Origin of the sequence: Pseudomonas agronomica (assembly GCF_025917275.1) — a bacterium.
Lineage (GTDB): Bacteria > Pseudomonadota > Gammaproteobacteria > Pseudomonadales > Pseudomonadaceae > Aquipseudomonas > Aquipseudomonas agronomica.
On the sequence record NZ_JAOSHO010000132.1, the window covers coordinates 1 to 11,953 of the forward strand.

10 protein-coding genes are annotated in these 11,953 nt (G+C 59.2%); 4 read left to right on the forward strand and 6 right to left on the reverse strand.

Annotation, left to right across the window (positions count from 1 at the left end; genetic code table 11):
• Window positions 1–76 precede the first annotated feature (76 nt).
• Window positions 77–514: a YhcB family protein gene (locus tag OC610_RS12200; protein ID WP_264427991.1), complete on the reverse strand. Its 438-nt coding sequence runs from the start codon at window positions 512–514 to the stop codon at window positions 77–79.
• 147 nt (window positions 515–661) lie between these two features.
• Here OC610_RS12200 and OC610_RS12205 point away from each other — a divergent pair, with 147 nt between their 5' ends.
• The 3 genes from OC610_RS12205 (at window position 662) to zapE (ending at window position 3,866) form a co-directional block, all read left to right on the forward strand.
• Window positions 662–1,291, forward strand: coding sequence for an alpha/beta hydrolase (locus OC610_RS12205; RefSeq protein ID WP_264427992.1), 630 nt, complete (start codon window positions 662–664; stop codon window positions 1,289–1,291).
• Between the two features lie 24 nt (window positions 1,292–1,315).
• Window positions 1,316–2,671, forward strand: a complete 1,356-nt coding sequence (locus OC610_RS12210; RefSeq protein WP_264427993.1) for a tryptophan--tRNA ligase — start codon at window positions 1,316–1,318, stop codon at window positions 2,669–2,671.
• A gap of 100 nt (window positions 2,672–2,771) precedes the next feature.
• Window positions 2,772–3,866 (forward strand): cell division protein ZapE, encoded by a 1,095-nt coding sequence (gene zapE / locus OC610_RS12215; RefSeq protein ID WP_264427994.1) that lies wholly within the window; start codon window positions 2,772–2,774, stop codon window positions 3,864–3,866.
• Between the two features lie 213 nt (window positions 3,867–4,079).
• Here zapE and OC610_RS12220 read toward each other — a convergent pair whose 3' ends face one another.
• The 5 genes from OC610_RS12220 to OC610_RS12240 form a co-directional block, all read right to left on the reverse strand.
• Window positions 4,080–5,069 carry an asparaginase gene (locus OC610_RS12220; RefSeq protein ID WP_264427995.1) on the reverse strand — a complete coding sequence of 330 codons (990 nt, stop codon included), beginning with the start codon at window positions 5,067–5,069 and terminating at the stop codon, window positions 4,080–4,082.
• Between the two features lie 76 nt (window positions 5,070–5,145).
• A complete protein-coding gene (locus OC610_RS12225) occupies window positions 5,146–6,357 on the reverse strand; it encodes a threonine/serine exporter family protein (RefSeq protein WP_264427996.1) in 1,212 nt (403 codons plus the stop codon).
• A gap of 15 nt (window positions 6,358–6,372) precedes the next feature.
• Window positions 6,373–7,260 (reverse strand): nitrilase family protein, encoded by an 888-nt coding sequence (locus OC610_RS12230; protein WP_264427997.1) that lies wholly within the window; start codon window positions 7,258–7,260, stop codon window positions 6,373–6,375.
• Between the two features lie 179 nt (window positions 7,261–7,439).
• Window positions 7,440–9,386 carry a flavin monoamine oxidase family protein gene (locus tag OC610_RS12235; RefSeq protein WP_264427998.1) on the reverse strand — a complete coding sequence of 649 codons (1,947 nt, stop codon included), beginning with the start codon at window positions 9,384–9,386 and terminating at the stop codon, window positions 7,440–7,442.
• Between the two features lie 266 nt (window positions 9,387–9,652).
• Window positions 9,653–10,549: a GlxA family transcriptional regulator gene (locus OC610_RS12240; RefSeq protein ID WP_264428000.1), complete on the reverse strand. Its 897-nt coding sequence runs from the start codon at window positions 10,547–10,549 to the stop codon at window positions 9,653–9,655.
• 243 nt (window positions 10,550–10,792) lie between these two features.
• Here OC610_RS12240 and OC610_RS12245 point away from each other — a divergent pair, with 243 nt between their 5' ends.
• Complete coding sequence (locus OC610_RS12245) at window positions 10,793–11,929, forward strand: acyl-CoA dehydrogenase family protein (RefSeq protein WP_264427999.1); 1,137 nt, start codon at window positions 10,793–10,795, stop codon at window positions 11,927–11,929.
• Window positions 11,930–11,953 lie beyond the last annotated feature (24 nt).

Below are 11,953 nucleotides of genomic sequence, written 5' to 3' on the forward strand. Positions count from 1 at the left end.
GGGAAAATTCTTGCGCCGATAATAAAAAGCCCGCCCGATCAAGCGATCGGGCGGGCTTTTGGTTGTTGCTTGGCGATTACTTCTTCAAACCGTAATGCTCATCGAGCATGCCGGGCGAATTCGGGGCCTTTGGCGCGTAGTCCCGTGGTGGTTCCTGGATCCCTTTCGGTGGGGTCAGGCGTTCCCGTGGGGGCTGTGCCGCATCGGCTTGCAGGGCAGCCAGCAGGCGCTGGCGGGTCTGCTCGTCCAGGGCCAGGCGATTGGCGCCCTCGGACAGGTGATCCTGGACTTCCTGGTAGCTCTGGGTGAGTTTTTTCACCAGGGAAGCGGTGCTGTTGAAGTGGGTGACCACTTCATTCTGATAACTGTCGAAACGTTCCTGAATGTCGTCCAGCTGACGTTGGGTGCTGTTGGGCACCGCATTGGGCAGCAGGCGGGCAATCAGGAAACCAATGGCGACACCGGCAACCAGGGCAAGAGTCGGCAACAGCCAAACTAAGAGCGAGTGTTCCACGAGTCCTTCCTCTATAAACGGCTTTGCTTTACGTTAACGGCTCGGACCTGCGCTGTATACCGCGAAGAACATCGCAATCATGCCAGGCACAGACTTTTAGCTAGACGAGTCGACCCTATTCGGGGTCACGGAGTTCTTTCCTTGCTTATGCGCGAAACCCCTGTAGTCATCGATGGCCCGGTGGGCCAACTGGAAGCCTTGTACCTGGACAGCGAGGCCCCCCGTGGCCTGGCGCTGATCTGCCACCCGAACCCGGTGCAGGGCGGGACCATGCTCAACAAAGTGGTCTCGACCCTGCAGCGCACCGCCCGCGATGCCGGCCTGGTTACGTTGCGTTTCAATTATCGCGGCGTCGGCGCCAGCGCCGGCAGCCATGACATGGGCACCGGCGAAGTGGACGACGCCCAGGCCGCAGCCGCCTGGCTGCTGGAAAAACACCCGGGCCTGCCGCTGACGCTGTTCGGTTTCTCCTTCGGCGGCTTCGTTGCCGCGACCCTCGGCGGGCGCCTGGAAGCCCAGGGGCAAGCGCTCAAGCACCTGTTCATGGTCGCACCGGCGGTGATGCGCCTGGACGAGCAGTCACCGCTGCCGACAGGTGGTGAGCTGACCGTGATCCAGCCGGAAACCGACGAAGTGGTCGATCCGCAACTGGTCTACGCATGGTCCGACGCGCTCCAACGCCCCCATGAGCTGCTGAAAGTGGCAGAATGCGGACACTTTTTTCATGGCAAGCTGACCGATCTCAAGGATCTGCTCCTGCCGCGCCTCTCGAATTGACAGCAGTCTGACAAGCGATAACCCATGACGACGCGTACCCGTATCCTGACCGGCATCACCACCACCGGCACCCCGCACCTGGGCAACTATGCCGGCGCCATCCGTCCGGCGATCCTCGCCAGCCGCGACAGCAACGCCGATTCGTTCTACTTCCTGGCCGACTACCACGCCCTGATCAAATGCGATGACCCGCTGCGCATCCAGCGTTCGCGCCTGGAAATCGCTGCGACCTGGTTGGCCGGTGGCCTGGACGTGGACCGCGTGACGTTCTATCGCCAGTCCGACATTCCCGAGATCCCGGAGCTGACCTGGCTGCTGACCTGCGTCGCCGCCAAGGGCCTGCTCAACCGTGCCCATGCCTACAAGGCGTCGGTGGACAAGAACGTCGAGGCCGGTGAGGACCCGGACGCCGGCATCACCATGGGGCTCTACAGCTACCCGGTGTTGATGGCCGCCGACATCCTGATGTTCAACGCCCACAAGGTGCCGGTCGGCCGCGACCAGATCCAGCACGTGGAAATGGCCCGCGACATCGGCCAGCGCTTCAACCACCTGTTCGGCCAGGGCAAGGAATTCTTCACCATGCCCGAGGCGCTGATCGAGGAGAGCGTCGCCACGCTGCCGGGCCTCGATGGCCGCAAGATGTCCAAGAGCTACGACAACACCATCCCGTTGTTCAGCAGCGCCAAGGAGATGAAGGACGCGATCTCGCGGATCGTCACCGACTCCCGCGCGCCGGGCGAAGCCAAGGATCCGGACAACTCGCACCTGTTCACTCTGTTCCAGGCCTTCTCCACCCCGGCGCAGTCCGCCGAATTCCGTAGCGAACTGCTGCAGGGCCTGGGTTGGGGGGAGGCGAAGAACCGTCTGTTCCAATTGCTCGACAGCGAGCTTGGTGAAGCGCGCGAGCGTTATCACCAGTTCATCGAACGTCCGTCGGACCTTGAGGACATCCTGCAATTGGGCGCGAAAAAAGCCCGGGCCGTGGCCACGCCGTTCCTCAACGAGCTGCGCGAGGCGGTTGGGCTGCGCTCGTTCGTCAGCCAGGTCCAGGTGACGACCCAGACCAAAAAGAAAGCGGCCAAGGCAGCCCGTTTTGTCAGCTTCCGCGACGAGGACGGCAGTTTCCGCTTCCGCCTGCTTTCCGCCGAGGGCGAGCAACTGTTGCTCTCCAACAACTTTGCCGACGGCAAGACCGCCGGGCAGGTGACCAAGCAACTGCAGTCCGGCCAACCCTTGGACGTGCGCAGCGACGACCTGGGTTTCAGCGTCTGGCTCGACGGCGCATGCGTGGCCCAGAGCCCTGCGTTCGCTGACAGTGCCGCCCGGGATGCAGCCATCGACGCGTTGCGCGTGGCACTGACGCCTGCCCGGGACTGATCGAAGCGTTACCCGACCATCGGCCCGAATAAGGGCCGATTGCCATTCTTCTGGGCCATCGCTACAGTGACGGCCCGTTTTTGTTGCCTTGCTAACGAATATGACGCCCCTAGAACGATATCAAGCTGATCTGAAACGCCCGGAATTCTTCCACGACGCAGCCCAGGAAACGGCCGTGCGGCACTTGCAGCGCCTGTACGACGACCTGATCGCCGCGTCGAACAACAAGCCGGGCTTGTTGGGCAAACTGTTCGGCAAGAAAGACCAGACGCCGGTCAAAGGCCTGTATTTCTGGGGTGGTGTCGGCCGTGGCAAGACCTACCTGGTGGACACCTTCTTCGAAGCGCTGCCGTTCAAGGAAAAGACGCGGACGCATTTCCACCGCTTCATGAAGCGCGTGCACGAAGAAATGAAAACCCTGGGCGGCGAAAAGAATCCGCTGACCATCATCGCCAAGCGTTTCGCCGCCGAAACCCGGGTGATCTGCTTCGATGAATTCTTCGTTTCCGACATCACCGACGCCATGATCCTCGGCACGCTGATGGAAGAGCTGTTCAAGAACGGCGTGACCCTGGTCGCCACCTCGAACATCGTGCCCGACGGTCTCTACAAGGACGGCCTGCAGCGGGCGCGCTTCCTGCCAGCCATCAAGCTGATCAAGGAACACACCGAAGTCGTCAACGTTGACAGCGGCGTGGACTATCGCCTGCGTCACCTCGAGCAGGCGGAACTGTTCCACTTTCCGTTGGATGCCGCCGCCGAAGAAAGCCTGCGCAAGAGCTTCCGCGCCCTGACACCGGAATGCACCCAAGCGGTGGAAAACGACGAGCTGATCATCGAAAATCGCAAGATCCGCGCCATTCGCACCTGCGACGACGTCGCCTGGTTCGACTTCCGCGAGTTGTGCGACGGCCCCCGCAGCCAGAATGACTACATCGAACTGGGCAAGATCTTTCACGCCGTGCTGCTCAGCGGCGTCGAGCAGATGAGCGTTACCACCGATGACATCGCCCGTCGCTTCATCAACATGGTCGACGAGTTCTACGACCGCAACGTGAAGCTGATCATTTCGGCAGAAGTCGAACTCAAGGACCTCTACACCGGCGGTCGCCTGACGTTCGAGTTCCAGCGGACCCTGAGTCGTTTGCTGGAGATGCAATCCCACGAATTCCTGTCGCGGGCGCATAAGCCTTAAGGCATCGGAAAACAAGAAAGGCCTGCGATTGCAGGTCTTTTTATTTATTGATTCCCCACCGGACCCTGTGGGAGCGAGCTTGCTCGCGATGGCGGTGGTTCAGCAGCATGGACGTTGCTGGCAGGACGCTATCGCGAGCAAGCTCGCTCCCACAGTGGATCGGTGCCAGGCCTCCGGGCTAACGCCGCAATGAATCGGTAAATCTCAAAGCTACTAAAACCGGATGTCCTCTTTCAGATAACGAGCCAAATCATCCTGTCTCTGGCAACCAATCAGCAGCCACAGGAGAATCCTGGCTTTGCGCGGGCAGGCAAAGCCGGCCATTGAAGCGCCTCTTTGTATCAAATCGATTTCGCCACCCTTGAACCCGTAAGTAGAACGAGCCGTGGAGCCGGAGCCACAGCGAGTTGCAACGATGACCGGGATCTTGTCGGCAATGGCATCGATCGCCTCAGTCCAGGTTTCAGAAAGGTGCCCTGCACCGAAACCCGCGATGACCAACCCTTCATAGCCCAGCGCAAGTATGTTTTCCAATAACAAGGTGTCGGCAGACAGTGTCGCTTGTAACAAGGCGACCTTATGTGTCGTGTGCTTCGGCGAGGGGAGGACGTTGCGCTGTCGTGCGGGATGCAAATAGCGGACGGCGCCTTCCGTCAGCAGACCGGTCGGGCCCATGTTGGGTGAAGAAAAAGCCTGCAAGCCCATCGAGTCGCTCTTGCGAACCGCTTGCGCCAAATGAATCTGCCCGCTCATCACCACCTGGACGCCTCGTCGCCGGCTCTTCTCGGCCAGTCCGACTCGACAGGCATCCAACAGGTTTCCCGGGCCATCAGCCCCTGCCTGGGCCGCCGAACGCATTGCCCCAGTGAGAACCAAGGGTTCGTCGTGGTCCCATAGAAGATCGAAAAACGTAGCGGCTTCTTCCAGCGTATCGGTGCCTTGGGTGATGACAACACCCACGGCCCCCTGCTCGATCTGGTATTTCGCCCAACAGAGAACACTCAGTAGATATTCGAAATCCAATGAGGCGCTGGGCAACATTCCCAGCGTTTCGACGGTGACGTGGGCATGGGATCTCAACTCCGGTATTGAAGCCAGCAGGGTCGCGCCGCTCACGGTCGGGACCACACCTTCGCCGGCGGTCCGGGCCTGCATGCTGACGGTGCCGCCAAGTGATGCTATGGCCAGTTTTGGCAGGTTCATGCAATACCTCACTTTCAATAAGAATGGCCGTATTCGCCCAATCTAAAGGCCGCAATACAGCCAAGGGGTGAAGGGATCAGAGGGTTATCAGCAGTCCGATAAACGGAATGATCAGCACGGTGCTAATGGCCATGGACAGGACATTGGCGATGAAGGCATGCATGTCGGCGGGTAGCTGTTTGGCGATCGCACACGCCAGCGGCGGCGCCATCAAGGCTCCCAGCAAGGCGCTTGAAATGATCACCAGCCAACTGTCGCCGTAGGTCAACAATGCCGCCGGAACCACTGACACCAGTGGAATGTAGGTGGGATACCAGCCGCGTCGCATCCACTGTCGGCGCCAGATGATCACGCCCAGGGCGGAGGTCAACGCTTGCGCACCGATCAATTGGGGCAGCAACCCCGAGCCATAGGCTGGGCTCATCGGGCTCAAGCTGTAGGCCAGCAATGCACCTGCTATCAGGCCGAGGCTGGCCCATTCATTGCCGAAGAATGGCGCCTCGGAAAAGTCCGCCAGGATCCGGCGTAGCATCCAGACGACACCGTAATCAGGCGTCTTGGCGGGAACTGGGGCTCGTGGTGGCTCGGTTGGTTCAGCCGATGCTTGCGCCTTCACCAGGCCAGGCTGGTAGCGACAGATAAGAAAGGCGAGGACGCTGGCGACAGCCATGCCCGAGACGTTGCCAATCACGACGGGTAATCCAAGCGGATTGCAGACGTAGTTGACGATCAACAAGCACGCGGGAGTGACCAGCAAGGCGCCCATGACAGCGCCATTGATCGCGACCTTCCAGCCGCCTCCAAACATCAGCACCATGGCCGCCGGCAACGAAACGAAAGCGGCGAAGGTGGGCTGCCAAGCGGTGGCGGTCACTGTCCAGCCCCACAACAGGTTACTGAGCAAGAGCCCCAGCAATGAGCTGGTGACGAGCCACGGCCACAGGCCGCTGCCATAGCAGATGGAAAAACCCTGCCAGGTTTTTCCGGTCCGATTGGCCCGGTACGCGAGGTAGGCCCCTGCGAGCAGCCCGATAGAGGCAAACTCATGCTTGTAGAACGCTACCTCGCTGATATCCCCCAGCACCCAGCGTAGCCAGGCAGTGGGCTGCGGCAGGTTCGACACCATGTGACTGTAGTCTGGCCAGTGGGCGAGCCACGAGGCGCGGTGTGTGAATGAAAGCCAGATGACCACCGCTATTGCGCCGAGCATCAGTAAAACGATGGCGACGTCCAGCGGTGATCGGGTGGTCAGTTGGCGTTGTTCGAGCTTTTCGCTTGTAGTTTCCATCGGATCGCTCCCTTATCAACGCGGCAGAGAAGGGTGCTGGGTGTAGCCAAGCATTTGATCGTAGAGATCGGCTCTACGATCGCGGTGCAGGTCATTCAGGTTGTTCCAGATGGCCGCGCTGCGGGAACTGGTCAGGTCGATATCGGCAAACAGGATTTCCTGTTGGTCGGCGGATGCCACCGCACCGATCGGCCAGCCGTTGGTGCCGGCGATCAGCGAGCAGCCCAGGTAACGGGCACCTCGTTCTTCACCTATGCGGCTTGCCGCTGCGATAAAGACATTGTTGACGTGCGCCGCGGTCATCGTCAGGTACGAAGCCATGCATTTGCCGGCGTCATCAAACAGAGGCGGTGGCGTCCAGACCCAATTGTTCAAACTGCATAGGATGTCCGCGCCTTGCTGGCTGAGGATTCGCGGCACTTCCGGGAACCAGATGTCCCAGCAGATCAATAATCCGATGCGGCCGATGGATGTTTCGAACACTGGAAAGCCGACATCGCCTGGTGTGAACCAAAGTTTTTCCAGATTCCACAGATGCGCCTTTCGATACTTGCCGATAAAGCCGTCAGGCCCCACCAGGACGCCGGTGTTGAAGAGACGCATTGCTTCGCGCTCCGCCAAACCAGCTACCAGGAAGACTTGCTGCTGACGGGCGAAATCGATCCAGGCCTGCACGCTTCGCCCGTCGGGGACCGACTCGGCGTGTTCGAACGCGTCCTGCCTACTGCTGAAGAAATAGCCGCTGTTCGACAGCTCGGGCAGGACGACAAGGTTGGCGCCGCCTTCGACCGCTTCCCGGGCCAACGCAAGGCTGCGCAGCAGATTGGTTTCTCGATTATTGATGCCTACCTGTGGGTCGAATTGCACGACGGCGACACGAACAGGGCTGATTGGCTCGCTCATGGGATAACCTCTTTTTATTGTTATTACGCTGTGTATTGGCGTGTGTATAAGAGGCTAAACAAGCCGCGATGTAAGTCGGCCGTTTCCTTGTAGGTTGTAGGCAACTTCTGAAGATGGATATTGGAACGCTTTGGGGATGACTTGGCAGCGCCATGCACAGTGTGCATGGCGCACCATGGTCAGGTACCAAGGTTATAGTGCGGGTAGTCGTTCATGGAGAATCCGCCGTTGAAGATCGCAGCGGTCTTGTCGCAGATGTGAATGGCTGCATCGACGGCGCCTCGAAAGCAAGGCTCTGTCCAACCAGCGTCCACGGAAAACGATTCTCCAGAAAAATACACGCCTGAATGATGGCCGAAATCCCGGTTGTACTTCATCAGGCTTACAGCGTCGCAGTAGGTGCCTGGCCGATATAACTTTGCACAGCCCAGCGAGTTTTTATCGGTTATCCATCGTTGGACCACGGCTTGGTCGAGTCCGATATAAGATGAAATCCTCTCCCGGATATTGGTACATCTCATGAGTATTCGATCCAGTTCCCTGGCGCATTTGCTGACAAGCTCCTTGTCGCTGAACGACGCGAGCTTGGTGGCATCGTCTTCCCACGTATAGCTCAGCAGAATGCAGTCATAGCTGTAATTCTCGTTGTAGCGATAGGTATAGACGTCGTGGATGAAGCTATCGGTGACGATGGTCTGCGGGATGTTCCTGTTTTTTGATAGAAACGATTTTTTCAACGGTGCGAATACTTTGCAGCTGGTCTCCCAATGAGCTGTTTTATAGGCGTTGATTGTTTCGAACGGCAGCATCTGCGGCGTGAAGTTCTCAAGCTCGATACGGGTTTCGATCAGCCAGGAGGGAAGTGTCACGATGACCGAGTCGAAGTCCTCGAAACGGTGTCGGGTTCGCTCGGGCAGACTGTGTAGCCAGTCGAAATGAACGCGCGTCTTTCCATCGGCCAGCTTGGTCAATTTGGTCACCGATGAATCCATGAGCAGGCCGTCTTTTCTTCCGAGGCAATGGTCGTGGAAGGACTTACCGGTCTCGGCGATTTTCATGAACATCAGGCATTCGCTCAAGGCTGCGAGCCCGATATAGCGAGGGCCGTCGAAGTTGAGCCCCATCGAATCAACCACGGTTTCGCTATACAGATGGGGCGATGGTAATGGATCACCCAGTGAGTCCACCCGGCCGAGCATTAACTGCAAGTGGCTGCTGAACCCAAATATCGCGGTGCGAAGTGGATACAGCGAGCAGACATCATAGAAGGCCCCCCAACTGCCGTCGCCTATGCCGATTGCGTAGAAGATCGCGGACTCATCGGCAGACATACCCATCCCCCCGAAATCCCCCGGTGCACGCTGATCCCAGGCTTGTAAGGCTGGCATGGTCACCAAGTCGCGAAATGAGACATTCTGATATTTCGCAACGATCGCCTGCCACATGGCTTCCCATCGTTCACTGGCATACACCTCAGCGACGTGTCGAGTCATTCTGTCGGCAAAGGCCTTCCACTTTGCGTATACCTTTTGCAGCTCGCTGCCGGGCGGCGGTGTACTGCCGTCTTCGTTTTTCCAGATCAGCATTTGCGGCGTTGGCTCGCCGCCAATGGTGCCCTCGCGCAAGTAAATGCCTGTCGAGTGGACCCATTGGCTTCCTGGATTAGCGAAGTCGACAGTCGATAAATCAAACGCCCTGGCGTAGTAAGCCATCAGCGACCGGCCTTCCGTCGGCGGCTCATCCGACCGGTTGAAAAAGGGCATGCGCATGGCGCCCATCTCGAAAGGGGTATGGCTCGCGGTGGATTGTTTACTCCCCGGGACGGTCAGGTGCCTGCCGCCGATGCGACTGGATTGTTCGATCAGGGTGATGTGGGTAAATCCGCAACGATAGAGTTCCCTCGCGGCCGTCAACCCAGTGATACCCGCACCGATGATGCAAATCCTATGTTTTGGTTCGGTAGCCTTGGCGATGCCATCTTTCTGTTCGACCAACGCCCGGTAGTCGAAGCACAAATCGGGAGGGTTTGGAAAGCGAGCGGCCCATTTCTCGGCAGTCGAGCGCTTGGCTCGAGTGATGCCCCGCGGGGCGGAGGCGGGGTAGTTGTAGCTTGATCCGATGGTCACTGTTGGTCGTCCCTGATGGTGTTTTTTCAGGGATTGATGTTGCGGTGTTCATGGGGCGCTGTCTGTGAGTGAAATTCGGCACTCGGGCATTCTGCGTTCTGTTTTTCCTGTAGGAATGTGAGGGCGGTGGCCTTGTGTTGCGCATGGTTGAAGGTGGGAGCGAGCCTGCTCGCGAAGACGGTGTGTCAGCTTGCATCTACGCTGGACATGCCGCCCCCCTTCGCGAGCAGGCTCGCTCCCACATTGGATTTGCAGTCAGCCTTGGTTCACGCCGCCTGCTGAAACTGCTGCCGATACTGATTCGGCGACAGATCGGTGTGTTGGCGGAACAATCGCGCAAAAAAGCTTGCGTCGTCGTAGCCGACTTCGTAGCTGATGGTCTTGATGCTCTTGCGGCTGCCGGAGAGCAGGCCCTTGGCGGTTTCGATCCGCAGCCGTTGCAGGTAATGCAGTGGCTTGTCGCCGGTGGCGGTCTGGAAGCGACGCATGAAATTGCGGATGCTCATGCCATGTTCACGGGCGACGTCCTCGAAGCGGAACTTGTCGGCGAAGTGCTCTTCGAGCCACTGCTGGATCTGCAGGATGATCACGTCCTGGTGCAGTTTTTGCCCGCCGAAACCAATGCGTCCCGGTGAATAACTGCGCTGTACTTCGTAGAGAATGTCCCGCGCCACGGCTTGGGCGACGTTGGCGCCGCAGAAGCGTTCGATCAGGTAGATGTAGAGATCGCACGCCGAGGTGGTGCCGCCGGCGCAGAACAGGTTGTCGGCGTCGGTCAGGTGTTTGTCCTGGTTCAGGTGCACCTGGGGGAAGCGTTCCTTGAAGGCGTTGAAAAAACGCCAATAGGTGGTGGCCTCCTTGCCGTCGAGCAGCCCGGCTTCGGCCAGCCAGAAGACCCCGGTGGCTTCGCCGCAGAGCACCGCGCCGCGCGCGTGTTGTTCGCGCAGCCATGGCAGGACCTGTGGATAGCGTTGGCAGAGGGTGGCGAAGTCATCCCAGAAGGCCGGCAGGATGATGACGTCGGCGTTTTCCAGGCCACCGTCCACCGGCATGATCACATCGCTGAAGCTGTTCACGGGTTTGCCATCAGGGCTGACCAGCCGGGTTTCAAACGCCGGCGTCAGGCCGTGGCCCAGTTGTTTGCCATAGCGCAGGCTGGCCAGGTGGAAAAAATCCTTGGCTTGCATGAGGGTGGAAGCGAAAACCCGGTCGATGGCCAGGATGCTGACGCGCCGCAAGGGCGTGGAGACGTGCATGGACATAATTCATCTTTATTTTTATAGGGGATAGTGGTCATCAAACGGCTGGATCGTCTTATTTTTTGGCGCAAGTGTCCAGTGTCCCGTTGTGCGCCGCAGGCTTAGGCTCTTTTGGATGACCTGTTCAACAATAACCAAAGGTGCGCCATGATCCCGAGAACCCTGTTCAGTCCCGAGCACGAATTGTTTCGAGACACTGTACGAAGCTTCCTTGAAAAAGAAGCGGTGCCGTACCACAGCCAGTGGGAAAAACAGGGCCATGTCGATCGCCAGCTCTGGAACAAAGCGGGGGAGGCGGGCATGTTGTGCTCACACCTTCCAGAAGCCTACGGCGGGCTGGATGCAGATTTCCTCTACAGCGCCGTGGTGATCGAGGAGATCGGCCGCCTGGGGCTCACCGGGATCGGCTTCTCGTTGCACTCCGATATCGTCGCGCCGTACATCCTGCATTACGGCAACGAGGCTTTGAAGCAAAAGTACCTGCCGAAACTGGTCTCCGGGGAAATGGTCACGGCCATCGCCATGACCGAGCCGGGCGCCGGTTCGGACCTGCAGGGGGTGAAGACCACGGCGGTGCTGGACGGTGACGAATACGTCATTAACGGCTCGAAGACGTTCATCACCAATGGCTTCCTTGCGGACCTGGTCATCGTCGTCGCCAAGACTGACCCGAAGGCGGGCGCCAAGGGCACCAGCCTGTTCCTGGTAGAAGCGGGCACGCCGGGCTTCGAGAAAGGCAAGCGCCTGGAAAAAGTCGGGATGAAGGCCCAGGACACGTCGCAATTGTTCTTCCAGGACGTGCGGGTGCCGAAGGAAAACCTCTTGGGGCAGGCTGGAATGGGCTTCGCCTACCTGATGCAGGAACTGCCCCAGGAGCGCCTGACCGTCGCCATCGGTGGCCTGGCCTCGGCCGAAGCGGCGCTGCAATGGACGCTGGACTACACCCGCGACCGCAAGGCATTCGGCAAGTCCATCGCCGATTTCCAGAACACCCGTTTCAAGCTCGCGGAAATGGCCACCGAGATCCAGATCGGCCGGGTCTTCGTCGATCGTTGCCTGGAGCTGCACCTGCAAGGCAAGCTCGATGTGCCGACGGCGGCGATGGCCAAATACTGGGGCACCGACCTGCAGTGCAAGGTGCTCGACGAGTGCGTGCAGTTGCATGGCGGCTACGGTTTCATGTGGGAATACCCGATTGCCCGGGCGTGGGCGGATGCGCGGGTACAGCGGATCTATGCCGGAACCAATGAGATCATGAAGGAGATCATTGCGCGGTCCCTTTGATGCGGTGGTGGGCTTGAGTCCGCT